The sequence below is a fragment of the Streptomyces vinaceus genome, from assembly GCF_008704935.1.
Taxonomy (GTDB): Bacteria; Actinomycetota; Actinomycetes; order Streptomycetales; family Streptomycetaceae; genus Streptomyces; species Streptomyces vinaceus.
Genome location: NZ_CP023692.1, coordinates 425,413 through 447,743, shown reverse-complemented (window position 1 = coordinate 447,743; position 22,331 = coordinate 425,413). Strand labels below are relative to the sequence as shown.

Annotated in this window: 24 protein-coding genes and 1 pseudogene; 7 read left to right on the top strand and 18 right to left on the bottom strand. The window is 72.2% G+C overall.

Annotation, left to right across the window (positions count from 1 at the left end):
- Positions 1 to 9: 9 nt before the first annotated feature.
- From CP980_RS02115 to CP980_RS02095, 6 genes are read right to left on the bottom strand one after another with little or no spacing between them, the layout of a single operon-like run.
- Positions 10 to 1,212 carry an anhydro-N-acetylmuramic acid kinase gene (locus CP980_RS02115; RefSeq protein ID WP_150492431.1) on the bottom strand — a complete coding sequence of 401 codons (1,203 nt, stop codon included), beginning with the start codon at positions 1,210 to 1,212 and terminating at the stop codon, positions 10 to 12.
- Positions 1,209 to 2,534 carry an MFS transporter gene (locus CP980_RS02110; protein WP_150492430.1) on the bottom strand — a complete coding sequence of 442 codons (1,326 nt, stop codon included), beginning with the start codon at positions 2,532 to 2,534 and terminating at the stop codon, positions 1,209 to 1,211. Before CP980_RS02110 ends, CP980_RS02115 begins: the two co-directional genes overlap by 4 nt.
- 3 nt (positions 2,535 to 2,537) lie before the next feature.
- The gene (locus tag CP980_RS34960) at positions 2,538 to 2,918 is read right to left on the bottom strand and encodes a DUF4288 domain-containing protein (RefSeq protein WP_167535772.1); all 381 of its coding nucleotides are present in this window, start codon (positions 2,916 to 2,918) and stop codon (positions 2,538 to 2,540) included.
- Entirely contained in the window at positions 2,915 to 3,214 is a 300-nt protein-coding gene (locus tag CP980_RS34955) for a hypothetical protein (protein ID WP_165937187.1), read from the bottom strand. The genes CP980_RS34960 and CP980_RS34955 overlap by 4 nt, the downstream gene beginning before the upstream one ends.
- 2 nt (positions 3,215 to 3,216) lie before the next feature.
- Entirely contained in the window at positions 3,217 to 3,666 is a 450-nt protein-coding gene (locus tag CP980_RS02100) for a hypothetical protein (RefSeq protein WP_150492428.1), read from the bottom strand.
- Positions 3,667 to 3,723: 57 nt separating this feature from the next.
- On the bottom strand, positions 3,724 to 4,293 hold the full coding sequence (locus CP980_RS02095) for a DUF5133 domain-containing protein (RefSeq protein WP_229907442.1): 570 nt from the start codon (positions 4,291 to 4,293) through the stop codon (positions 3,724 to 3,726).
- A gap of 195 nt (positions 4,294 to 4,488) precedes the next feature.
- Here CP980_RS02095 and CP980_RS02090 point away from each other — a divergent pair, with 195 nt between their 5' ends.
- Positions 4,489 to 4,740, top strand: coding sequence for an EF-hand domain-containing protein (locus tag CP980_RS02090; RefSeq protein WP_132753453.1), 252 nt, complete (start codon positions 4,489 to 4,491; stop codon positions 4,738 to 4,740).
- Between the two features lie 117 nt (positions 4,741 to 4,857).
- Here CP980_RS02090 and CP980_RS02085 read toward each other — a convergent pair whose 3' ends face one another.
- Entirely contained in the window at positions 4,858 to 5,406 is a 549-nt protein-coding gene (locus tag CP980_RS02085) for a DoxX family protein (RefSeq protein ID WP_150492427.1), read from the bottom strand.
- A 258-nt stretch (positions 5,407 to 5,664) separates the two neighbouring features.
- On the opposite strand from CP980_RS02085, the gene CP980_RS02080 reads away from it, so the two are divergent.
- Positions 5,665 to 6,552, top strand: coding sequence for a calcium-binding protein (locus CP980_RS02080; protein ID WP_167535771.1), 888 nt, complete (start codon positions 5,665 to 5,667; stop codon positions 6,550 to 6,552).
- 96 nt (positions 6,553 to 6,648) lie between these two features.
- On the opposite strand, the gene CP980_RS02075 is transcribed toward CP980_RS02080, so the two are convergent.
- On the bottom strand, positions 6,649 to 7,329 hold the full coding sequence (locus CP980_RS02075) for a TetR/AcrR family transcriptional regulator (RefSeq protein WP_132753447.1): 681 nt from the start codon (positions 7,327 to 7,329) through the stop codon (positions 6,649 to 6,651).
- A 103-nt stretch (positions 7,330 to 7,432) separates the two neighbouring features.
- On the opposite strand from CP980_RS02075, the gene CP980_RS02070 reads away from it, so the two are divergent.
- The gene (locus CP980_RS02070; RefSeq protein WP_268257480.1) at positions 7,433 to 8,935 is read left to right on the top strand and encodes an FAD-dependent monooxygenase; all 1,503 of its coding nucleotides are present in this window, start codon (positions 7,433 to 7,435) and stop codon (positions 8,933 to 8,935) included.
- 31 nt (positions 8,936 to 8,966) lie between these two features.
- Here the strand turns inward: CP980_RS02070 and CP980_RS02065 are convergent, their stop codons facing one another.
- From CP980_RS02065 to CP980_RS02040, 6 genes are all read right to left on the bottom strand, one after another.
- Positions 8,967 to 9,278, bottom strand: a complete 312-nt coding sequence (locus CP980_RS02065; RefSeq protein WP_132753443.1) for a ribosomal protein L7/L12 — start codon at positions 9,276 to 9,278, stop codon at positions 8,967 to 8,969.
- Positions 9,269 to 9,457: a hypothetical protein gene (locus tag CP980_RS02060; protein WP_150492424.1), complete on the bottom strand. Its 189-nt coding sequence runs from the start codon at positions 9,455 to 9,457 to the stop codon at positions 9,269 to 9,271. Before CP980_RS02060 ends, CP980_RS02065 begins: the two co-directional genes overlap by 10 nt.
- 45 nt (positions 9,458 to 9,502) lie before the next feature.
- On the bottom strand, positions 9,503 to 9,910 hold the full coding sequence (locus CP980_RS02055) for a VOC family protein (protein WP_132753437.1): 408 nt from the start codon (positions 9,908 to 9,910) through the stop codon (positions 9,503 to 9,505).
- A 213-nt stretch (positions 9,911 to 10,123) separates the two neighbouring features.
- A complete protein-coding gene (gene mptB / locus CP980_RS02050) occupies positions 10,124 to 11,617 on the bottom strand; it encodes a polyprenol phosphomannose-dependent alpha 1,6 mannosyltransferase MptB (RefSeq protein ID WP_150492423.1) in 1,494 nt (497 codons plus the stop codon).
- Between the two features lie 115 nt (positions 11,618 to 11,732).
- Positions 11,733 to 12,968 carry a cytochrome P450 family protein gene (locus CP980_RS02045; RefSeq protein ID WP_229907443.1) on the bottom strand — a complete coding sequence of 412 codons (1,236 nt, stop codon included), beginning with the start codon at positions 12,966 to 12,968 and terminating at the stop codon, positions 11,733 to 11,735.
- A gap of 187 nt (positions 12,969 to 13,155) precedes the next feature.
- Entirely contained in the window at positions 13,156 to 15,465 is a 2,310-nt protein-coding gene (locus CP980_RS02040; protein WP_150492421.1) for a family 20 glycosylhydrolase, read from the bottom strand.
- A gap of 178 nt (positions 15,466 to 15,643) precedes the next feature.
- Here CP980_RS02040 and CP980_RS02035 point away from each other — a divergent pair, with 178 nt between their 5' ends.
- Entirely contained in the window at positions 15,644 to 16,042 is a 399-nt protein-coding gene (locus CP980_RS02035) for a Cif family virulence factor (RefSeq protein ID WP_132753431.1), read from the top strand.
- 23 nt (positions 16,043 to 16,065) lie between these two features.
- Here the strand turns inward: CP980_RS02035 and CP980_RS02030 are convergent, their stop codons facing one another.
- Positions 16,066 to 17,508, bottom strand: a complete 1,443-nt coding sequence (locus tag CP980_RS02030; RefSeq protein ID WP_308439427.1) for a glycosyltransferase 87 family protein — start codon at positions 17,506 to 17,508, stop codon at positions 16,066 to 16,068.
- 112 nt (positions 17,509 to 17,620) lie between these two features.
- On the opposite strand from CP980_RS02030, the gene CP980_RS02025 reads away from it, so the two are divergent.
- The 3 genes from CP980_RS02025 to CP980_RS02015 all read left to right on the top strand — a co-directional run bounded on the left by CP980_RS02025 (position 17,621) and on the right by CP980_RS02015 (position 20,051).
- Positions 17,621 to 18,769 carry a molybdopterin-dependent oxidoreductase gene (locus CP980_RS02025; RefSeq protein WP_150492420.1) on the top strand — a complete coding sequence of 383 codons (1,149 nt, stop codon included), beginning with the start codon at positions 17,621 to 17,623 and terminating at the stop codon, positions 18,767 to 18,769.
- On the top strand, positions 18,769 to 19,176 hold the full coding sequence (locus CP980_RS02020; protein WP_150492419.1) for a hypothetical protein: 408 nt from the start codon (positions 18,769 to 18,771) through the stop codon (positions 19,174 to 19,176). Before CP980_RS02025 ends, CP980_RS02020 begins: the two co-directional genes overlap by 1 nt.
- Positions 19,177 to 19,218: 42 nt before the next feature.
- Positions 19,219 to 20,051, top strand: a protein-coding gene (locus CP980_RS02015; protein ID WP_425281765.1) for an IS5 family transposase whose coding sequence is annotated in 2 segments (ribosomal slippage) — positions 19,219 to 19,558 and positions 19,558 to 20,051 — 834 coding nt in all. Because the reading frame shifts where the segments join, the coding sequence is not laid out codon by codon here.
- 17 nt (positions 20,052 to 20,068) lie between these two features.
- On the opposite strand, the gene CP980_RS02010 is transcribed toward CP980_RS02015, so the two are convergent.
- The 3 genes and pseudogenes from CP980_RS02010 to CP980_RS02000 all read right to left on the bottom strand — a co-directional run bounded on the left by CP980_RS02010 (position 20,069) and on the right by CP980_RS02000 (position 22,210).
- Positions 20,069 to 20,479, bottom strand: a complete 411-nt coding sequence (locus CP980_RS02010; RefSeq protein ID WP_150492357.1) for a hypothetical protein — start codon at positions 20,477 to 20,479, stop codon at positions 20,069 to 20,071.
- A 76-nt stretch (positions 20,480 to 20,555) separates the two neighbouring features.
- Positions 20,556 to 21,408 (bottom strand): annotated as a pseudogene (locus tag CP980_RS02005) (transposase).
- 73 nt (positions 21,409 to 21,481) lie between these two features.
- A complete protein-coding gene (locus CP980_RS02000) occupies positions 21,482 to 22,210 on the bottom strand; it encodes a dienelactone hydrolase family protein (RefSeq protein WP_150492418.1) in 729 nt (242 codons plus the stop codon).
- Positions 22,211 to 22,331 lie beyond the last annotated feature (121 nt).

The window sequence follows — 22,331 nt, the reverse complement described above, 5'->3', positions numbered from 1 at the left end:
CGGCGGCGGTCAGCCCGGCGGTGTGCCCCCGGGCGGTGCGCCCACGGTCAGGGCGTGCGGGGCGCGGCCCGCAGGCGCGGGAAGGCGCAGCGGGCGGCTCCCGGGAGTGAGCGATCCCAGTACGCGGGGCCCCGCGGCGCCCGTACACCCCGGGTCGTTGCCCGGGAGCCCGTGGAGGCTGAGGTAGCCGAGCACCGCGAAGGCGTAGGCCTCCTTCGCCCCGGCGGGCAGCCCGAGCTCCTGAGAACCGCGTACGGCGGCGCTCCCCAGCTCCTCGCGGAGCATCGCCATCAGCGCGGGGTTGCGTACGCCGCCACCCGACACGAACACCTCCGTGGCCGCGAGCGGGCGCAGCGCGTCGGCCACCGTACGGGCGGTCAGCCGCGTGAGCGTCGCGACGAGGTCCTGCGGCCGGAGCTCACCGAGGCCCGCGAGGCGAGCCCGCAGGTAGCCCGCGTGGAACAGCTCCTTGCCCGTGGTCCGGGGAGGCGGTATCCGGTAGTACGGCTCCTCGGACAGCAGCCGCTCCAGCAGCCCCTCGTGCACGCGCCCGGCGGCGGCGAGCGCACCCTCCGCGTCGTAGGCCCGCTTCCCGGAGCTCAGCTCACGGACCGCGGCGTCGATCAGGGCGTTGCCGGGGCCCGTGTCGAAGGCCAGGGGATCGCCGCCCGCCGGCAGCACCGTGACATTGGCGATCCCCCCGATGTTCAGGGCGGCGGGGACGCCGGGGCGCCCGCGCAGGAGCATGAGGTCGATCAGACTCACCAGCGGAGCGCCCTGCCCGCCCGCCGCCACGTCACGCGGGCGGAAGCCGGAGACGACCGGGCAGCCGCTGCGCTCGGCGATCCACGCGGGCTCCCCGAGCTGGAGCGTGCCGTGGACCCGGCCCTCCTCGGCCCAGTGGTACACCGTCTGCCCGTGGGAGGCGATCAACTCGGCGCGCCCCGCGCACAGTTCCCGGTCGGCCCGGGACGCGAGCGCCGCGAAGGCCTGCCCGATCCGGGTGTCGAGCCGGCAGACCTCGGCCAGGGTGGTCGTGGCGGGCGGCAAGGCGGCGGCGAGGGCCTCGCGCACATCGGCCGGGTAGGGCTCGCTGACCATGCCCAGCGGCACGAGGCGCAGCACGCCGTCCTCGGCGCCGCGTTCGAGGTCGGCGGCCGCGGCGTCGACGGCGTCGTACGAGGTGCCCGACATCAGCCCGATCACCCTCATCCCAGCGGCTCCCGATGGCCTTGGCCGCGCAGCCCCAGCAGGGCGCAGCAGCTGAGCGCGCAGGCTCCGGCGGCGTAGTACGCGGGCACGGAGGTGTCTCCCGTCCGGGCGATCAGGGCGGTGATGACGAGCCCGGCGCAGCCGGAGAACACCGCGCCCGCGAGGGCGTAGGCGAGTCCGAGTCCGGTGCAGCGCACCCTGCGCGGGAACATCTCGGCGAGCATGGCCGGCCCGGGTCCGGCCATCAGACCGACCAGCGCACCCGCGAGCAGGACGGCCCCGGCCCTGGCCCACGGCGAGGCGCCGGGGGACTGGAGCACGTGGAGGAGGGGGAGGGCCAGCAGCGTGACGCCGAGGGCCCCGCCCAGCATCACCGGACGCCGGCCGATCCGGTCGCTGAGCGCCCCGGCGGGCAGGATCGAGGCCGCGAACCCGACGTTGGCGAGGGCGGTGGCCAGCAGGGCCTCGCGCAGCGAGGTCCCCGGTGTCGTCTGGAGGTACGACGGCAGGACGACGAGGAAGGTGTACCCGGCCGCCGACCAGCCCATGATCCGCCCGATACCGAGGACGACGGCCCGGGCGAGCTCCCGGGGGCCGACCGGCACGCTGCCGACCGGCACGCCGCCCGCCGGGGCGGCCGCCGGGGCCGCCGACGGCGGGGGCGGCTCGTCGAGCGCGGTCCGCAGCCACAGGGCCACCGCGCCCAGCGGAAGGGCCAGCAGGAACGGGATCCGCCACCCCCACGCGTACAGGGCCCCCGCGGGCAGTGCGCCCGCCAGCGCCGCCGCCGTACCGGCCCCGGTGAGCAGGCCGAGCGCGACGGTGAACGACTGCCAGGCACCGTAGAGGCCGCGGCGGCCGACGGGCGCGTACTCCGTCATGAAGGAGACCGCCCCGCCGAACTCGCCGCCCGCGGACAGCCCTTGCAGCGCCCGCGCAAGCGTGAGCAGCCAGGGCGCGGCGGCGCCGATGGCGGCGCGGGTCGGCAGCAGACCGATCAGGACGGTGGCGAGCGTCATGAGGCCGACGACCACCACGAGGGCGGGCCGTCGCCCCAGCCGGTCGCCCAGCCGCCCGAACACCACGGCGCCCACGGGCCGGAAGAAGAACGCGAGCGCGAAGGAGGCGTACGTGGCCACCAGCGCCTCGGCGCCGCTGCTCCCCTCGTACCGGAAGAAGTTCGCGGCGATGACGGTGGCCAGGCTCCCGTAGACGCCGAACTCGTACCACTCGACGAGGTTGCCGACCGACCCGGCGAGCAGCGCCCGCCGGGACGAGCTCGGGCGGCGGACGTCCGCGGGGCGCAGTTCGAGAGGTCCCACCCGTCAGAGGTCCTCGCCCGCGAGGAGGGGCTCGAACGCCGTGTACGCGGCGAAGTCGCGGAAGTGCCTCGTGTAGAGCTCCGCTCCGTCCCCGAGGCGGTCGTCCGGTACCTCCGCGACGTCCACGAGCTGCCGGAACGTCCAGGTGACCGGCTCGCCCCGCTCGTTGCGGTAGCTCGTCTCCAGGCTCTCGCCGTGGGCCCGCGCCCTGGACCTGGCCTCGTCCTCGCTCCGGGCGGTCAGCAGGACGAAGCTCTCCCGGTACAGGGGCGCTCGGCGCTCGGCCGCCGCCGGGGCTCCGGCCTCGCCCTCGGTTTCGACCTTTGCCTCGGCCCCGGTCTCGACCTCGGCCGCGTGGACGAGGACGGCGACGTACGTCCTCACTTCTTGAACCGGTTGTCGTTCAGCAGCTTCCACGCCGTGTTGCAGGACCTGAGCCCGCAGCCGCGGATGAATCCGAGCGTGTCCCCGAAGTGCTCGCCGGGGAACACCTGGCGGATGGACCCCTTGCGGCACCGCGAGATGAAGTTGTTCGCGACCTCGCCCAGGTTCTCGCCCGCCACGCACGCGTCCGCCGGCCGCGCCGGCACGGCGCCGGCGACCGCGGGCGCCCCGAACAGGACGGAGCAGGCGAGGACGAAGGCGGCCGCACCGCGCGCCGGCTTCCCGATGACGGCCATGATCAGCAGCCCGCCAGCTTCCCGTACGCGATCCAGACCTCGCCCTTGCCATTGATGCTGACGTTGCCGGTCTTGTGCAGTCCGGTGTACTTCCCGCGGTACTTCCTGAGCTGTCCGAACTGCGATTCCAGGGACAGGTACGGGGAGTCGGGCCGCCAGTCGCCCGAGAACTCGGCGCACACCCCGTCGGTTCCGTCGGTGCCGCTCGCCCAGCACGCGCGGCTGCCGGAGTAGAGGACCAGGTTGCCGTCGTACTGCATCTCCAGGCGGTTGGCACCGTTGCTGATGCACTGCCCGGGGATCATCTTGTCGGTGAACGACGTTCCGATGGTGCGGCACTGCGCCGCCCGCCCCGTCGCGGCGGAGACCTGCCCGGCCGGCACGGCTGCGGCCGCCACCAGGCTCACCACCGCGAGCGCCAGAGCGCGGGTCGTGTTCCTGAACGTCTTCATGGGACGCACCTTTCCACGTGATCACTTCCTCGGCGATCACGAAAGGTAGCAGCTCGGCTACGGAAAGTCGCGCCCCGTGGCGCCCTGTTGACGCGGCCCGGCACCGCGGAGGCGGGGCGGGCCGTCTCGGTGCCGACCCGGCCCGCCGGACGTGGTCGTGCCGAGCCACTCGGCGCCGGTGAGGAGTTCGGCCGCGCGGAGCGCCGCGTAGGCGTTGCGCCGGCCCATCAGGATGCACAGGGTGTACGTGGCGTCGTCGAGCTCGTCGCGTACGGCCGTGTCCCCGGGTGCGGCCAAGGCGCGGCGGCGCAGGGCGCGGTGCCGCTTCAGCAGGCCCGCGATCGTCCGCGGGTCGGGGAGCAGCCGCGTGTACGGATGCGTGAGGGGCTCGGTGGCGCAGCGGGCCTCGTCCAACGCCTCCGCCAGGGCCTTGCCGAGCTGGGCGGGCGGCTTGCCGCCGCTTTCCCGTACGAGTACGGCCTCGGCCGTCTCGCGCCGTCCGGCGCCGGCGGTCCTGGCCGCGTCCGCCAGGATCCGCCGCGCCGTCTCGGCGCCGCACGGGACCACCGCCATCAGGACCGTGACGGCCCGCTCCTCGGTGGCGTGCCGGGGTGGTGTCTCGCTCATCCGCCTGTTTCCTCGTTCCTCCGGCTACCGGTTCGGGGTGGGCACGGCCTGGTGGGCCGGGAGGTTCGGAGCCGCCGAAAGGGCGCCGTGGCCCCGCCGGTCGGCCCCGGCGCCCCGCCCGGCCGGCGCTGGTGGGGTGCGCCGTAGGCTGGCGGCAGGCAGTGCCTGCCGATTCCTCCCGGAAGGACGTGCGTGATGAGTACGAAGGCCCGCAAGCTGTTCGAGGCGCTCGATCTCAACCATGACGGCACCCTGACCCGCCTGGAAGTGATCACCGCCCTGCGGACGAAGGGCCCGACCCTGGCCGCCAACGGCGACCTGCCGTTCTGGGGCCTGGGGGACGTCGACGCCTCGTCCGCGCTCTTCGACGCCGCGGACAAGAACGGCGACAACGTGCTCACGTTCGAGGAGTTCGCGCGGGAGGTCGACCGCCGCTTCGGCTGGTAGCCCCACCCGCCCCGGCCCTCCGGCCCCGGCCGGCGCCCGAGCCTCCTGCCCGCGAACCGGTGGCGGCGGCTACGCCGTCCGGCTGTCGGGGTCCCGGCCCGGGCCGGCGGCCTCGGCTCAGGCTTCTGCTTCGGCTTCTGCTTCGGCTTCTGCTTCGGCGGCGGCGAGCGTAGCGGCCCGGCGGTTGAGGACGACGGTGGCGGCGGCCGCGCTGAGCGCGAAGGCCATTCCCACCGTGGCCGGCCGGTCCAGCCGGTGCCGGCTCGCGTGGTCGAGCGAGAAGCGGCCGGGCCCGGACAGGCCGAGGCAGGCCGCCACGAACCCGAGGAAGGCGGGGTACTCCAGGCCGCCGCCCTGGGCGAAGAACCCGGCGGGCGCGTGCACGGCAGCTGCCCCCGCCATGGCCCCGGCCGCCGCGGCGCCGGCCGCAGGAGTCGCGAGTCCCAGCGCGAGCAGCAGCCCGCCGCCCGCTTCGCCGAGCCCGGCCGCGAGCGCGCTCTCCCGGCCCGGGGTGAACCCCATCTGCTCCATGCCGCGGGCCGTGCCCTCGATACCGGCCCCGCCGAACCATCCGAAGAGCTTCTGGGATCCGTGTGCGAGCAGAACACCGCCGGTGCCCAGGCGCAGGGCGAGCAGACCCAAATCCTTGCGATGCGTGAGCGGCATGAGGCCAGACCCTTCCGAGGGGTGTTGCGTGTCACCTGACCCCCAGCTTCACGCGATCGCGCGCGGTACGCATGTGCTGTGACCCGGTGGGGCAGGGCTAATCGGGCGTAAGGCATACAAAATGCTATGCAGTTCATTGCATTCAGGTCATTTGCCTCATATGTTCCCCACGGATTCGAGCCTGGTTCCTTGGACAGCCGGAACAGCCGTGCACACTCCGACCGGAGGGTCTGTATGCCTTGCCGTAAGTCACTCACGATGCTGACCGCAGCCGCCCTGCTCTCCTTCGGGGCGCCGGCGACCCTCGCCCACGCGGCCGACCCCACCTGTTTCGGGCAGCCCGCGACCATCACCGGATCCGGCACCCTCACCGGGACGGAGGGCAACGACGTCATCATCGGGTCGGCGGCCGCGGACACCATCGACGGTCTCGGCGGCAACGACCTGATCTGCGGTCTCGGCGGCAACGACACGATCGCCGGCGGCCTGGGCGACGACCAGCTGGACGGCGGTGAGGGCGACGACCTCATGCGCGGAGACCTGCTCTCCACCCGGGCTCCCGTGGACGGCGGAGGCAACGACGTCCTGTTCGGCGGACCGGGTGACGACCGCATGGGCGGCGACAGCATGGCCTTCGGCTCCAGCGCGTCGGGCGGCGGCGACGACGTCCTGTTCGGCGAGGCGGGCAACGACGCCATGATCGGCGACAGCCGCGGCGGCATCAACGCGACCGGCGGCGGCAGGGACTTCATCGACGGCGGCCCCGGGGACGACAGCATCACCGGCGACTCCTCCGCCGAGGGCAGCGCCACCGGCCACGGCGCGGACGTACTGCTGGGCGGACCCGGTGTCGACGCCATCATCGGCGACAGCAACTCGGGCCACGCCGCGCACGGCAGGGGCGAGAACGGCCAGGCGACCGGCAAGCCCGCGCGCCCCGGCCGCCAGAGCAACCCCACCCCGGCGCCCAAGCCCGCCAAGCCCGCGCAGCCCGCCAGGCCCGCGCAGAGCACGCCGATCGCGCCGGACGCGGTCGCGGGCGGCAACGACGTCCTGGACGGGGGCGACGATGCGAAGGACATTTGTGACGGGACGGACGGCGCCGACGTGGCGGTCCGCTGCGAGACGATGGTGAACGTGCCGTAACTTCCGTAACCCATTTCTGATCCGTATCGGCGACCGGCGACGTTCGGTCGTCGGTCGTCGGTCGTCGGTCTTCGGGCGCCGGTCGGGCCGCGGCGGTCAGTGGATTCCGTAGTGGGCGGCGATGCCGTCGAGGACGATCTGCAGGCCCTCCTCGAAGTGCTCGTCGTACTCCTCGAAGAGGTGCGTACCGGCGGCCGCGGCGAGCGGGTAGTCGGCCAGGCGCTCGCCGCGTTCCGTCACGTCGTAGCCCTCCCGGCGCTCGCCCGGGACGGGGTGGACGCCCTGTTCCTCGATCACGAAGCCGAGCGTGTACGAGAAGGCGGTCGCCATGGCCCTGACGGCCTGCGGCAGTTCGAACCCCTGCGCCAGCAGGGCGCGCAGATGGGCCTCGGACCGTTCCGCGTGCTCGGTCCCGTTGAAGCGTGAGCCGGTGAACACGCGGGCGCCGTCGCGGTAGGAGAGCAGGGCCCGGCGCAGGCCGCGGTTGGCGACGGACATCTGCTCGCGCCAGGGCGTGGTGGGGGCGTCGGGTCCGGATGCCTCCGGGTCCGCGACCATGCGCCGGAACATCTCCGTGGCCATCTCGTCGATCAGTTCCTGCTTGTTCTTGAAGTGCCAGTACAGCGCCGGGGCCTTCACGTCCAGTTCCTGCGCGATGGCGCGGAGGGTGAGCTTGTCGAGCCCGCCCTCGTTCAGCAGCCGCAGCGCGGTCTCGGCGACGGTCAGGCGCGTCAGGGGCGGGACACGCGGCGGGGTCTGCTGGGGCTTGGCGTTCATCGGCTGCTCGGTCTCCCGGGGCGGTTCACTCTTCCGTGACGTTGACAGCTTAACGGTGTTAAGGGCACCCTTGTGTGACGAGGCTCCTTAACGTTGTTAAGGAGTGGGTGGGAGCAATCGGACGGGGAGAGCGATGAACCAGTGGACGTATCGAGAAGAGCCGAGTGACGTCCTGATCGTGGGCGCAGGTCCCACCGGCCTCGTCCTGGCCTGTGACCTCGCCCGGCGCGGTGTGCGCGCGCTGGTGGTCGAGCGGGCGCCGGAGCTGTTCCCCGGTTCGCGCGGCAAAGGTGTCCAGCCGCGGACCCTGGAGGTCTTCGACGACCTCGGCGTGGTGGGGGAGGTCTTGCGGTGGGGTGGCCCGGCGCCGGTCGGCATGACATGGCAGGACGGCGCTCGCGCGGGGGAGTACCGCATGTTCGAAGACATCGGGCCGACCGAGGACGCGCCCTACACCGGGCCGTGGCTGCTGCCCCAGTGGCGTACCCAGCGGATCCTGCTCGACCGCCTCCGTGAACTGGGCGGTGACGTGGTGTTCGGGGCGGAGCTGACCGGGCTCACGCAGAATACCGAGTTCGTCACGGCCACCCTCATACCCGCAGGAGGCGGGAGCCCGGTGGCCGTCCGCGCGGGATACGCCGTCGCCGCCGACGGCGGCCGGTCCACGGTCCGCCGGCTCCTCGGCGTCAAGATGACCGGCGAGCGCGTCGACCCCGCCCCGCTGCTCGTCGCCGATGTGGTCATACCGACGCTCGACCGGGACAACTGGCACATCTTCCCGCCCGCCCCGGGCGGTACGGGCTTCGCGAGCCTCTGTCCCTTGCCGCACACGCGGGAGTTCCAGTTCATCGCGCGGTCGGCGGCGTCCGGCGCCGAGGTCACCGCCGAGGGCGTGCGCGCACTGGTCGCCGAGTCCACCCACATACCGGCCGGCGAGGTCACCGAGGTGCTGTGGGCATCGGACTTCACCGTCAACGCCGCGCTCGCCGACCGGTTCCGTGACGGCAGGGTGTTCCTCGCGGGCGACGCCGCCCACATCCACTCGCCGGCCGGCGGCCAGGGGCTGAACACCAGCGTCCAGGACGCCTACAACCTGGGCTGGAAGCTGGCCGCGGTGCTGCGCGACGGGGCCCCCGAGGCGCTGTTGGACACGTACGAGGAGGAGCGCCTGCCCAACGCAGCGGCCATGCTGGGGCTGTCCACCCGCATCCACCGCGGCGAGGAGCAGCGCGGCGCGGCCACGCGCCAGCTCGGCCTCGGTCAGCGCGGCTCCTCGCTCAGCCGTGAGATACGCACCGGGCTGGCGGAGGGCGCCCTCACCGCCGGAGACCGAGCCCCGGACGGCAGGCGCGAGGGACTGCGGCTCTTCGACCTCTACCGGGGCCCCCACTTCACCCTGCTCGCGGTGGACACCCCGCTGCCGGAGCGCCTGCCGGAGCTTCCGGGCCTGCGTACCGTGCGGACGGGTGCGTACGAGGCCTACGGGCGCGGTCTGTACCTGGTCCGCCCCGACGGGTACATCGCCTGGGCCGGTCCCGGTGGGGACGGGCCCGAAGCCTCGGCCGACGATCTGCGGGCCTGGGTGTCCCGAGTCCTGCTGGGCTAGGGACTGTCTGTCAGACCGAACTGGGGCGACTTCAGGTCGCTGAGGGCAGGCCACTTGCCCAGCAGGTTTCGAGGGGCGATGGTTTCGTGCACGGCAGCGAGGTGAGCGGGAAGGCTCCGCGCCTTATGGTGCGGCCACAGCAATCGCAGAGCAGCGTGGTGCGGGCGCCTGCGTCCTCAAGAGTGCGAGCCGCCTCGACAGCGTCTTCGAACCAGCCGGCTGCCTCGATCTCTACGGGTGCGCCGGCGAGCAGTAGTTTGCTGTTCCAGAGGCTGAGGCCGGTGACCGTCCGTATCGCACGGACTACCTCCGTTCGCCGGTCTCCTGAGTCTGTCAGCAGCACACGGAATCCTGGCTCTTCCACACGCCCTCCCCGGCCGTCCACGAGCTGTTCGGCAAGTGAACCACCACCGCGACCGCCAGGTGTCGTGGGCGGGTGAACGACGGGTCCAGCGGGCTATCGTCGACCGGATCGGCCGGCATCAGCGGCTCGATCCGGTCCCACGTCGCATCAGTGATCACTCATCGGACAGGCATATCCGATCTGGCCACCCGACAAGACACGCTCTAGGGGCGGATGTAGGGGCGGGTCATGATTTCCATGTTGTGGCCGTCCGGGTCTGCGAAGTACGCCCCGCGACCGCCGAACAGGCGGTTGGTCTTTCCGGGTTCGCCGTGGTGGGGGTCGGCGTAGTAGGTGACGCCGATCGCGTCCAGGCGGGCGATCATGCCGTCGAAGCGCTCCTCGGGCACCAGGAAGGCGTAGTGCTGCGGCTGGATCGGCTCATCCGTCATCGCGTAGTAGTCGAGGGTCACGCCGTTGCCCAGGTCGACGGGGAGGAACGGCCCGAAGGGGGCGCCGACCTCCAGCCCCAGGACCGCGGCGAGGAACTCGGCCGACAGTCGGCGGTCCCGGGCATGGACGACGGTGTGGTTCAGCTGGACGGCGTTCGGGTACTGCTGGGTGTTCGACATCAGGGGGGTGTCTCCGGTTTCGGTTGCCGTGGAAGGGCGCCGCACGCGGGCGCCGGTCGCAAGAAACGCGGAGAAAGGGCGGGCTCCTGGCCCGCCTCGGGTTCACGCCGAGGCCGGGAACCCTGCTCGTGTATGGCTCAAGGCCGACCCGGCAGTCACACGACCGACCTTAGTGATCATGACGGGCCGGCGCAACACGGATGTCCCGCCGGATCACCGGCGCGTTCTGACCGCCGCCCGCACCCAGGCGCGTTCCTGGAGGCGAAGACGCGGCACGGCCCCCAGCCCCGGCGGCCCCCATGCCACGAGCGCCGCCATGGCCGCCGACGCACCCGTGAGGGCGGCGAACGCGTAGGACCAGGTCGCCGACGTCCCGCAGGGCAGCACCATGAACAGCAGTACCAGTGACGCCAGCCGCGCCCCCGTGCCCTCCAGCAGCCGCCACGCGGCCGCCGCCAGCGGCACCATCCCCCACAGCAGGTACCAGGGCTGTACGACCGGCGCGGTCACCACCAGCGCCAGCAGGGCCGTACCGGTGGCGTACTCGGGGCCCGTTCGCGGTGCACGCCAGGCACAGAAGCCCACCAGGCAGACGCCCAGCACCATCCCCACCGACCGGGCCGCGGCGATCGCATCGGCGGCCGTACCCAGCCCGAGCCCCTCGGACAGCAGCCCGAGGATCCGGCCCACGTCCGTACTGGGCGAGAGCACCGTGTACACCTGCGCCGGCCCCCGAAGCGTCGACAGCCACCCCCAGCCCTGACCGCACACCGCCACACCGAGCACCAGCGCGGCGCCGCCCACCAGGGTGATCCCGGCCGCCCGCAGCCATCCCGCACGCCGGTCCGGCCGCCCTCCCACGGACCACGCGCCGGCGCACAGCAGCGCCACCGCGGCGGGGACCTTGACCAGCGTCGCCGCGACGAGCACGACGGTGCCCGGCACCCAGTACCCCCGGCGGAACGCCACCAGTCCGGCCACCATCAGACCGATCATCAGCGCCTCGTTGTGGGCCCCGCCCACCAGGTGCACCAGGGCCAGCGGGTTGAGCACGGCCGCCCACAGCGCCCCTGCCTCCGCGCCACCGCCGGCGCGGCCGTGCGCGGAGCCCCACTCGGAGGCGAGCCGCCCCACACCCCAGACGATGAGCGCCAGCCCGCACAGGGCCAGCAGCCGCATGCCCAGCACCGCCACCACCGTGTGGTGCTCGCCCGTCACGGCGACCACGGCCCGCGTCGCCGCGACGGCCACCGGCCCGTACGGCGCCGGCGCGTCCTGCCACACCTCCGGAACGTTGTCCGCGATCGGGCCGCTGAGCACCGACGGCCCCCACCGGTACACATCCCAGCCCCGGACCGCCAGCGCACCCTGCGCGACATAGCTGTACGCGTCATTGCTGAAGATCAACGGGGCAGGTACGAGCGGCAGGACCCAGGACCAGAGCACGGAGCGCAGCCGTCTGCCGCCGATGGGCTCCCCGGCCCGCAGCAGGCCGCCCAGCCGCCACCAGGCGACGACGAGCAGCACGAGCCCGGCGTACGCCGCAGCCGCCCCCAGCACCGTGTGCGCGGGACTGCGCTGCGCCCACACCCCGTCCGGAACCCCGAGGGGCAGGGCCCCGGCCGACCAGCTCCCGGCGGCCAGCAGCACCGAACCGAGCGTTCCGAACAGCCGGCAACCCCGGACCGTGACCCCCACCTCAGACATGGCGGCAGCCTAAGGCGGCCGAGGCCGATGATCCGCCCGCGTCAGGCGGCGGGAGAGTGAATTTCGCGCGTCCTTCCTATGCCGACTTCCTACGCCGACTTCCTATGCCGACTTCTTATGCCGACGGGCCCAGCCGGACGGGCAGGGTCCGGTGGCCGTTGCTGATGAGGGAGGTGACGGGCAGCAGCTCGTCCGCGGGCACCGCCAGCTCGACGGCCGGGAAGCGGTCGAAGAGCGCTTCGAGCGCGACCGCGACCTCCAGCCGGGCCAGCGGGGCGCCGAGACAGAAGTGGACCCCGTGCCCGAAGGCGAGGTGGTCCTTCGTGACCCGCGTGACGTCGAAGGCGTCCGCGTCCGGGCCGTGCCAGTCGGGGTGCCGGTTGGCGGCCGCGTACGAGGCGAGGATCGCCTCCCCCTTGGCGATGGTCCGCCCGTCGGGCAGCGGGATGTCGGCCAGCGCGTAACGCATCGGCAGATGCTTGACGGCCGACTCGTGCCGCAGGGTCTCCTCGACCACGTCACCCCAGCTGCCGCGCCCGGCGCGTACGTGCTCCAGCTGCTCGGGGTGCGTCAGCAGTGCGGTGACCGCCTGGTCGATGACGTTGACCGTCGTCTCGTACCCGGCGCTGATCATCAGGAACAGGGTGTCGGCCAGCTCGGTGTCGGAGAGGGCGGAGCCGTCGCCCTCCTCGTCGCGGGCGGCGATGAGGAGCGAGGTCATGTCGTCGCCGGGCAGGGCGCGCTTGGCGTCGACGAGCCGGCCGAGCATCTCGTAGGCCCGTGCCCCGTTCGCGGCGGCCTCCTCGGGGGTGAGCGTGGTGTCGAAGACCCCGTCCACCACAGAACGGAACTCACCCCGCTGGTCCTGGGGGAGGCCCAAGAGGTGTCCGATGATCGCGATGGGCAGCGGGTAGGCGAGCCGCTCGCGCAGGTCGGCCACCTCGCCCTCGGGGAGGGCGGCGAGCTCGTCGAGGAGGTCGGTGACGACGCCCTCGACGGTGTCGCGGAGCAGGGCGACGCGGCGGGCGCTGAACGCGGGAGCGACCATCCGCCGCAGCCGCCGGTGGTCGGCGCCGTACGCCGTGAACATGTTGGTCACGGCCACCCAGAGGGCGAGCGGCCAGGTCTGGACGACCTCGTCGAACTCGGGCCAGTGCGCCCGGGCGTCCTTGGAGACCTCCGGGCTGGTGAGCAACTCCTTGAGGAGGGCGGGGTCGGTGACGGCCCACGCGTGCACACCGAGTACGTCGACGCGGGCCGCGGGCCCTTGGGCGCGCAGCAGCCGGTGCTCCGCGTGCCGGTCGGCGCCGGCCGGGTCGAGGACCAGCGGGGCGGCGGATGCTTGGTTCACGCGGGACTCCTGTGAGAGGGGGTCTAAGAGGTGGTCGTGGCGGTGCGAACGGTTCTCCATCTCCCGCACAACGCGTGTGGTGGGCACGGCGTTCCACTCACCGGCACGGTGTTACCCGTGAGTTCGGGGCGGGCTGCGCACCGGAACGGGCGCGCAGCCCGCGCGGACGGCCGGACGGCCGGGAAGGTCAGGCGATCTGCCACCGCTGGTAGGTCGAACCGGAATCCGGCTGCTGCGTGGCCGGGGCCCCGTCCGCCCCGGACGCGGTGGTCAGCAGGAGCGTGCTCTTCTTGTTGGCCACCGAGTACTCGCCCCCGCCGAGCGGGGTGATCAGCCAGCGCTGGCTGTCACCGCCCGTGCAGGTGGCCTGGACGACGGCGGCGCCGGGCGCGGCCGAGCCGCCCGAGACGTCCGCACAGAGCCCGGACGCACCGTTGACCATGGAGTAGGAGCCGTCGGCGTTGAGCGCGAGGCGCCACTGCTGGTTGGGGCCGCCGTGCGGGGTCCACGTGATCAGCTGCGTTCCGGACGCGCTCGAACTCCCGGGGTCGTCGAGGGCCTTGCCGGCCGAGCTGAGGGTGCGGGTTCCGCTCAGCCGGCCGCCGTACACCTCGAACTCGTACAGCGAATACCCGTACGCGGTGCCGCGCTTGGTCCCGTACACGCGGATGTAGCGGCCCGATCCGGACAGCCCGGTGAGGTCCTGGACGCCGCCGGCGCCGGTCGTCGTCGAGTACACCGTGCGCCAGGTCGTGGCGTCGTCGGAGAGCTGGATCTGGAAGGCCTTGCCGTACGCGGCCTCCCAGCGCAGCACCACACGGCTCACGGCCTGGCCGGATCCCAGGTCGACCTGGAGCCACTGCGGGTCCGCGTACGCGCTGGACCAGCGGGTGCCGGGGTCGCCGTCCGTGGCCAGGGAGGCCGGGAAAGCCGCCGTCTCGGTGCTGGAAGCGGTGGTCGGCCGGTTCCGGGCGAGGTTGCCGGGCTGGGCGAGGCCCGGCCAGGCGGGGTTGTGCCCGACCGCGGCCGCGACCGGGACGAAGGCGTCGTACGTGGCCACCGGCTTCGGGGAGCCCCAGGTCTGCTGGGCGAGGGCGCGCAGCGGGTACATGATGCCCGCGGCGATCTGGTCCTGCGTCTCGGCGCCGGGGTTGTCGCACCAGACGTGGAGCAGCGAACCGGGGTTCTTCGAGGGGTCGGAGAGGGTGGCTCCGCCCTCGAAGCGGTCGGGGGTCCAGGTCTCGTACATCCACTTGGTGTCGGGTTTGGCGCCCCCGAGCACGTAATAGGTTGGTGTCCAGGACTCGTTGGCGACGGTGTGGCCGGCCGCGGCCAGCTGCTGCGGGGTGAGCCCGTAGCTGTACCAGTACTCGACCAGGATTCCGGCATGCGGGCTGACGGTCCCGTCCCCGGCCTTGATGCCGTCGTTCCACATCCGCGTGGTCTTGCCGGCCGCCCGGACCAGGTCGTCGGCCCAGTTCACGAACCCGTAGTAGGTGTCCTTGGCGGTGGCGCCCGCCCCGTAGTGGGCGCGGGCGTAGCTCAGCAACTGCGGGTACTTGGCGTAGTCGGTGACGTATTCGTCCGCGCCGATGTGCCAGTACGGGGCCGGGAACAGGGGCAGGTACTCGTTCACCAGGTCCTTGATCAGGGCGTACGAGGCGGGCAGCGAGAGGTCGATGAAATCGGGACTGGCCGTGCCGGAGCTGTTCTTGAGCCTGAGCTCCGGGTGGGCCGCCAGGACGGCGTTCATGTGTCCCGGGGTGTCGATCTCCGGAACGATCGTGACGTGGTACTTCCGGCCGAGCGCGACGAGGTCGGCGATGTCCTGCTTGGAGTAGTGGTCGGCGGAGACGATCTCCGGGTGGGTGGAGCTCTCCAGCCGGAAGCCGAACGTGTCCGACAGGTGGAAGTGGAAGTAGTTGAGCTTGAGGTAGGCCAGTTCCTTGATGTGCTGCTCGACCCAGTCGACGGTGAAGAACTTGCGGCCCTGGTCGATCATGAGCCCGCGCTCCGCCTTGGCCGGCCAGTCGACGGCCGTGCCGGCGGGCACCGAGGACGACTGGTGCAGGAGCTGGAGCACGGTACGCGTGGCGTAGAACGCGCCGGTGTCGGTCGCGGCCCGCACGGCGAGGGACTGCCCGACGGTCAGCCGGTAGCCCTCGGCGGGCAGCGCGGGGTCGCCCAGGCTCAGCGCGATGTCGCCGGGGGAGGCGCTGCCGGTGACGACGGCGACGGGACGCCCGGCCAGCGCGCCCAGGTCCTCGGCGAAGGTGGCGGCCTCGTCCGAGAGCTGGGCGGCGTAGGCGGGGTCGACCACGATCCGGCTGGAGCCGGTGAAGGCGTAGGCACCGGCGGCGGCCGTCCACTGCCGCAGCGCCGGAACGGTCTGCGGCGGCCCGGCGGCCGCGTGCGCGGGTGCGGCCACGGCGACACCGGGTAAGGAAAGTGCGGCCACCGTACAGACGGCGGCGATCAGCGATCTGAGCAGACGCATGGCAAATCCCCAAGTCGTGTGAGGTGAAGGGGAGTTCAGAGGTCGGCCACAGTGCGGGCAAAGTGCAGCCAAAGTGCAGCGCAGTGCCGGATGCATGTCAATACCTGCTCGAAACACAGCTCTACCGAGCAGGATCGAGCACCTGCCCGCGACGCGCGCCGCGTGTTACCGTCGCGCCATGTCCAAGGCTGAAATAGACGCTCTGACCGAAGAGTTCTTCGGCGCGTTCGACAACCGGGGCGGCAAGACCGCCGACGTGGGCCGGATCCGTCGGCTGGTCCTGCCCGGAGGGGTGATCGTCAAGACCGGCCCGGAGCTCACGGTCTACACCGTGGAGGAGTTCATCGAGCCCCGCCGGAAGCTGCTGAACGACGGCCGGCTGGTCGGGTTCCGCGAGTGGGAGACCTCCGAACGGACCGACATCGCCGGCGACATCGCCTCGCGCTTCGGCGAGTACCGCAAGTCCGGGATCCTGGACGGCGAGCCCTTCGAGGGCGGCGGGACCAAGACCATCCAGTTCGTCCGCACCCCGGAAGGCTGGCGGATCGCCGCCTTCTCCTGGTACGACCGGCCCTGAGCCCAGGCGCCGGGGGAGCCCGCCTACGCCGACCGCGCGCCGGGCCCCTCGCCGCGCCGCCGGCGCCACCGCACCACCGTGACCACGAGCACCAGCAGTACCGCCGCCCCGTACGCCGTCGCGCTCACCGCCCCCCGCGAGCCGAACGCTTGCCCCGTGACGTAGACCGCGGGGCCGGCGACCGCGATCCCCAGCCACTCCCAGCGCCCGTCCAGCGCCACGAGCCCCACGAGCAGCAGGGCGTACCACGAATAGCCGGGCGTGAGCAGCGCGAACGCCCACCCCGTCACCAAGAGCGCCCCGCTCCACGGCCGCCGGGGATCCCCGCGCCACAGCACGTACCCGCACACGCCCGCCATCGCGGCCGCCAGCACCGGCACCGCCCACTCGCCCGGCAGCACCAGCCTCAGCAGCGCGTAGCGGGAACCGGCCGACGGATCCTCGTAGCCTTCCTCCGCCACGTAGCCGCCGAGGTATCCGAGGACGGAGCCGTGCGAGAGCAGGACGTACGGCAGGTACGCGAGCGCCGTGAACGCGGCGGCCGGCAGCAGCACGGCGACCGCGTCGCGCACCCGGCGCACGCCGGACAGGGCTCCCGGGAGGACGATGGCAGGCATCAGCTTGGTGGCGACGGCGGCGCCCAGGACCAGCCCGCCGCAGGCCCGCCGCCGCAGGCTCCGCGCGGCCACCAGCCCCAGACCGGCCACGGCCAGCAGCACCCCCAGCACGTCGACGTGGGCGTTGTTCACGGCCTCGATCGGCACGGCGGGACACCACGCCCAGTAGGCGGCCCTGCGCGGGTCCGCGCCCCGGCGGCGCAGGATCAGCAGCAGCGCGCCCGTCACCGCGAGGGACAGCACTCCGGCGCCGATCTGGAGCGGCTTGTGCCGGGCGCCGCCGGGGGAGAGCCGGTCCACGGCCAGGAAGTACGCCTCGGCGACCGGCGGGTAGATGGTGTGCACGGAGGGACGGTTGATCCGGGTGCAGCGCGGGACCGGCCCGCTGTACGGGATCCGGGCCCGGTCCGGGCCGGAGCAGGCGGCGGCCCCCGCGGGGAAGAGCCACGGATCGCGGAGCCGGGCCAGCGCCGGGTCCTGCGGGGCGTGGTCGTACGGGGAGACGCCGGCCGACTGCACCCGGCCGTCCCAGGCGTAGCGGTACGCATCGGTGCTGGTCCGCGGCTCCGCCACCAGCCCCGTCGCCGCCACCGCGAAGGCCCCCGCCAGCACCGGCGCCACCACCAGGCGGGCCGGGACCCGGCGCAGCGCGAGCAGCGCGAGCGCGAACAGCGCCCAGCAGGCCGCGTACCGCCAGGACAGTCCGGCGGGGTCGGTGAAATTGCCGTCGTAGCCGATGGTCCACACCAGGGCGCCGACGAGGGCGCAGAGAGCGAGGACCGGGGCGACGAGGACGGGGACGGCGGGGACGGAGCGGACGCGGGGGCCGGTGGCGGTACGCAGGTTCACGTGGGCAGCGTTCCAGGCGACGGCGCGCAACGGGGTCCCGCGCCGCCCATGTCCGCGTTTCGTAAGGTGTCCGGACCGTCTCCGAGCGGCTTCCCGGGGGTGTCATGGGTCCATGCGCTTCCCCATCCGCCTCCCCGCCGATCCGCCCCTCACCTTCAAGGCGCGGCTGCACGACGCCCGCACCGCGACCGCCGTCGGCCGCTGGCTCGGGCTCGCCTTCGCCGTCTGCTTCGCGACCGGCGTGCTCAGCCACTACTTCCAGCACCCGCCGGGCCGGCTCGCCGACCTGCTGCCCAGCCGGCCGTACTGGGGCTACCGGTTCACCCAGGGCCTCCACGTGATCTCCGGGATCGCGGCGATCCCGCTGCTGCTCGCGAAGCTGTGGGCGGTCTACCCCCGGCTGTTCGCATGGCCGCCGCTGCGGTCCGTACGGCACGCGCTCGAACGGGCCTCCGTGGCGGCCCTGGTGGCGGCCGGCCTGTTCGAACTGTTCACCGGGCTGCTCAACACCTTCCAGTGGTACCCCTGGCCCTTCTCCTTCGTACCCGTGCACTTCGCGCTGTCCTGGCTGCTGATCGGCGCGCTCATGGTGCACGTCGCCGTGAAGTGGCCGCAGATCCAAGGCCATTGGACCCGCCGTTCCCCGGGCACGCTCGCGCTGCCCGAGGCCGACGGCCCGGACCGGCGCGCGCTGCTGGCGGGAGTCGCCGCGGCGGTGGGGGCGGTGACGCTGACGACCGCCGGGCAGTCCGTGACGGCGCTCGGGCGGCTCGACCTGTTCGCCCCGCGCGATCCCGCCGTCGGCCCGCAGGGGCTCCCGGTGAACCGTACGGCGAAGGCCGCCGGGATCACCGCGGCCTCCGTACGGGACTGGCGGCTGAGCGTCGCCGGACCGCGCCCCTACACCCTCACCCTCGACGAACTGCGCGCGCTGCCGCAGCACGAGGTGACGCTGCCCATCGCCTGCGTCGAAGGCTGGAGCAAGAACGCCCGGTGGACCGGGGTCCGCGTGCGCGACCTGCTCGAACGCGCGGGAGGCAGCCCGGGGGGCGGGGCCCGCGTGGAATCCCTGGAGCCGGCCGGCGCCTACCGGGTGATGGAGATGGGCCGCGAGTACGCCCAGGACCCGCTCACCCTGCTCGCGCTGCGCCTGGGCGGCGAGGAACTCTCCCCGGACCACGGCTACCCGGCTCGGATCATCGCCCCCAACCGGCCCGGCGTACTCCAGACCAAGTGGGTCGCCCGACTGGAGGTGGCGTGATGGTGTACCGGTACGCGGTGGCCGGACTCGGCCTGGTCCTGATGGGCCTCGGCGGCGCCCTGCTCGTCCAGCAGCCCTCGCCCTGGCGGATCGCGCTGTGGCTCGCGGGCGCGGTCGTGGTGCACGACGGGGTGATCGCGCCCCTCGTGATCGCGGTCGCCGCGCTCACCGCCGCCCTCGGGCCGCGCCTGCGGGGGGTCCCGCGCGCCGCCCTGATCGTCGCGGGCTCCGTGACCGCGATCGCCCTCCCGCCGCTGCTGCGCCCCGGCGGGGCCGCCAACCCGACGGTGGTACCGCTGGACTACCTGCGCAACTGGCTGCTGACGATGGCGGCCATCGCCCTGGCCACCGCCCTGCACGCCGCCACGCGCGCGGCGCTGCTGCGCGGCACACGCCACCGGTCCTAGAGCCTGTCGTCAAAGTGATCTTGGGTTGTGGATCATGGAGTGATGATATGCCGCCATGAACTGTCCGATGCCGAGTGGGAGCTCATACGTCCCTTGCTGCCCCGGCCTGCGCTGGGGCGGCCCCGGCAGGACGACCGGATGGTCCTCAACGGGATCGTATGGAAGTTCCGCACCGGTGTCCCCTGGCGGGACGTGCCCGAGCGGTACGGCCCGTGGGCCAGCCTCCACACCCGCTTCCGGCGCTGGGCGGCGGACGGCACGTTCGACCGGATGCTGCGGGCCGCGCAGGCGAACGCGGACGCGGCGGGTGACATCGACTGGCTGGTGTCGGTCGATTCCACCATCGTCCGCGCCCACCAGCACGCCGCCGGGGCCCGAAAAGGGGGCACCAAAACCCGGCCCTCGGCCGGTCCCGGGGCGGCCTGACCAGCAAGGTCCACCTCGCCTGCGACGCGACCGGCCGCCCGCTCGCATTCGTCCTGACGGGCGGGAACACCAACGACTGCACCCGGTTCACCGCGGTGATGGACGCCATCCAGGTGCCCCGCCTCGGACCGGGCCGGCCCCGGAGCAGACCCGATCGCGTCATCGGCGACAGGGGCTATAGCTCCAAGGCGATCCGCACCTGGCTGCGGCGCCGCGGCATCAGGCACACCATCCCTGAGCGTGCCGACCAGGTGCGCAACCGGGCCCGGAAAGGAAGCCTCGGCGGCCCACCTCCGGCCTTCGACAAGGAGGTCTACAAGCACCGCAAGGTCGTGGAACGGTGCTTCAACCGCTTGAAGCAATGGCGCGGGATAGCCACCCGATACGACAAGACCGCCGAGTCCCACCAAGCAGCCGTCTCCCTCGCCTCGCTCCTGATGTGGGCGTGACACGTTGAAGTCACTTCTTACAGGGGCTCTCCGGCGCGACGGTCAGTCCGAGAAAGGACTCCGGTAACGGACGCTGAGAACGGCTCTCGTTCGGTGCGCGGCAGCGGCACTTCGACCAGTTTGCCGTCATAGATCATCCATAGGCCGAAGCAGTCGTCCTCCTCGTCACGAACGAGGACTTGAACGGAGTGCGGATCCGGCCATGCCAGAGACTCCAGGTGGCTCAGCAACCCACGCCAGTTGTGGCGGATGAACTGAACAACCCACGCGTAACACTCTTCGGACGGCGTGCGCAGCCCGGCGAACATATGGTCATCCACCGGTGTGAAGCACTGGTGCCAATCCCGGCTGTCGCTGGGGCGAGTGAGGGGTTCCATGACCTCTTCGGCCCGTCGCGCCAGGACGATGACCTCTGTGTATCGACTCATCAGCCCATCATGACCGTGCCCCGTCAGAATGGGACCGAGAGGCGATCACACTTTGACGACAGGTCCTAGCGCCGTGTCAGGCAACGTTCATCCTGTCGACGACAGCACGGAGGCGCTCGTCCTGGGCGTGCTTGTTCCGCCAGATGATGTAGCGGCGGATCATGCATCCCTGCTCTTTGTGGCTGGCGTGGTCGGTGCCGTCGAGAGCGAAGTACCGCAGGGCGGTGAACTGGGCCTCGACCCGGTTGAGCCAGGAGCTGTTGGTCGGGGTGTAGGCGATCTCCACGTCGTTCACCGCCGCCCAGGTTGCGACCCGCTGGCCGCGTTTCGTCGTCAGGTGCGGTGAGTAGTTGTCGCAGACGATCGCGATGCGCACGTCCATCGGGTGCAGCGAGCGCAAGTAGCGGCAGAATTCAAGGAACTTGGAGCGGTTCTTGGTCTTCTTGATGTGCCCGTAGAGCCGATCCTTGGCGAGGTCGTAGGGGGCAAACAGGTGCCGGACCCCGTGCGTGCGGGTGTAGATCGCCCGTCGGCGGGGTCTGGGTTCCCTGTCCGGATCCTTGTGCCGTCCGTCGCGCTCGGCCCACTGCCGGCCGGGGTGGGGCTGGAGATTGAGCGGCCCGAACTCGTCGAGCCATAAGACGACTTCGGGCTCGCCTTCCTCGGTATGACCTCGCCGTCGGCGATCGCGTAGAGGTGCTCGACTCGGGCTTTCTTGGCCGCGTAGTCGGGGTCGCGAGATGTCTTCCAGGTCTTTATGCGTTGAACGTCACCTCGGCGATCTTCGTCACGGGCATGCCCTGCGCGGACAGCAGTATGGTCTGCGCACGCCTCCAGGCCACCACCGACCCGGTGCCGCGCCGCACGATCCGCAACAGCCGGGCACTTTCCTCGTCATCGATCTCGCGCACCTGCACCCGCTCGGCCATGCCGAACAGTCTGGACCGAACGAGCTGGCCGGAAATGAGTTCCGGCCAGCTCGCCGAGCACTGCGATCTCGTGTCAGTTCAGATGCCGGGCGAAGAACCGCAGCGAGCTGTCCACTTCGAACGACGGCACATCCCCGTGCTTGCCGGGGTTGGCATGCATCGTCTTCTCAGCCGAGGCCAAGGCGTCGAACAACGCCAGGCTCTGGACCCGCGAAACCATCTGGTCGTCCCACTGGACCAAGAACTGCACCGGCACGGTGATCCGCGCGGCGTCCTCGGCCAGCCCGTGCACACCGAGCAGGCCCAGCACCGCAGCGCGTATCCGGGGCTCTGCGGCGATGAGCGCAATGCCGAGCCCGCACCCCATCGACATCCCGCAATAACCCACCGGGCCGACGCCGACCCGGTCGAGGCGCTGGACCGCAGTCAGGACCGCCTGCCAGTCCGCGACAGCCTGAGGGGCCAGATAGCTGTGCATGCTGGCGACCAGCGCGCCCGGATTCTCACCGGCGGCCATGCCGGCCCGCATCTCGGCCGCGATCCGGCCGAACTCCTCGTCCTTGGGTCGACCACCGTGGTTGGGCGCGTCGATCGCGACGACCGCGAAACCCTCGGCGGCGTAGCGGCGCGCGCGGGACACGGCGCCGGGCTCCGTCTTGTGCAGCCCGCCGCCGTGGCCCAGCAGAATCAGGGGACGAGTACCGCAGGCGCCTTCCGGCGTCCACAGCACGCCGGGGATCTCGTCAAGGGTGAAGAACTGTTCGGTGACGCCGTCCGACGACGTCTGGGAGGTGAAGCGCATTAGCGTTTCAAGCCTTTCGGGATGCCTTGTGCGGGCGCTCCCTAGACCATGCAAAGGAGGGAGCCCCGACCTGTCACAGTGTTGATCGGTCTCACCTCCTCGAATGTGCAGTGGTGCACGG

Excerpts from the sequence above, each read along its gene's own strand:
- CP980_RS02115 (WP_150492431.1), bottom strand. The coding sequence starts at position 1,212 with ATGAGGGTGATCGGGCTGATGTCGGGCACCTCGTACGACGCCGTCGAC.
- CP980_RS34955 (WP_165937187.1), bottom strand. The coding sequence starts at position 3,214 with ATGGCCGTCATCGGGAAGCCGGCGCGCGGTGCGGCCGCCTTCGTCCTC.
- CP980_RS02100 (WP_150492428.1), bottom strand. The coding sequence starts at position 3,666 with ATGAAGACGTTCAGGAACACGACCCGCGCTCTGGCGCTCGCGGTGGTG.
- CP980_RS02095 (WP_229907442.1), bottom strand. The coding sequence starts at position 4,293 with ATGAGCGAGACACCACCCCGGCACGCCACCGAGGAGCGGGCCGTCACG.
- CP980_RS02090 (WP_132753453.1), top strand. The coding sequence starts at position 4,489 with ATGAGTACGAAGGCCCGCAAGCTGTTCGAGGCGCTCGATCTCAACCAT.
- CP980_RS02085 (WP_150492427.1), bottom strand. The coding sequence starts at position 5,406 with ATGCCGCTCACGCATCGCAAGGATTTGGGTCTGCTCGCCCTGCGCCTG.
- CP980_RS02080 (WP_167535771.1), top strand. The coding sequence starts at position 5,665 with ATGCTGACCGCAGCCGCCCTGCTCTCCTTCGGGGCGCCGGCGACCCTC.
- CP980_RS02075 (WP_132753447.1), bottom strand. The coding sequence starts at position 7,329 with ATGAACGCCAAGCCCCAGCAGACCCCGCCGCGTGTCCCGCCCCTGACG.
- CP980_RS02055 (WP_132753437.1), bottom strand. The coding sequence starts at position 9,910 with ATGTCGAACACCCAGCAGTACCCGAACGCCGTCCAGCTGAACCACACC.
- mptB (WP_150492423.1), bottom strand. The coding sequence starts at position 11,617 with ATGTCTGAGGTGGGGGTCACGGTCCGGGGTTGCCGGCTGTTCGGAACG.
- CP980_RS02040 (WP_150492421.1), bottom strand. The coding sequence starts at position 15,465 with ATGCGTCTGCTCAGATCGCTGATCGCCGCCGTCTGTACGGTGGCCGCA.
- CP980_RS02035 (WP_132753431.1), top strand. The coding sequence starts at position 15,644 with ATGTCCAAGGCTGAAATAGACGCTCTGACCGAAGAGTTCTTCGGCGCG.
- CP980_RS02025 (WP_150492420.1), top strand. The coding sequence starts at position 17,621 with ATGCGCTTCCCCATCCGCCTCCCCGCCGATCCGCCCCTCACCTTCAAG.
- CP980_RS02020 (WP_150492419.1), top strand. The coding sequence starts at position 18,769 with ATGGTGTACCGGTACGCGGTGGCCGGACTCGGCCTGGTCCTGATGGGC.
- CP980_RS02010 (WP_150492357.1), bottom strand. The coding sequence starts at position 20,479 with ATGAGTCGATACACAGAGGTCATCGTCCTGGCGCGACGGGCCGAAGAG.
- CP980_RS02000 (WP_150492418.1), bottom strand. The coding sequence starts at position 22,210 with ATGCGCTTCACCTCCCAGACGTCGTCGGACGGCGTCACCGAACAGTTC.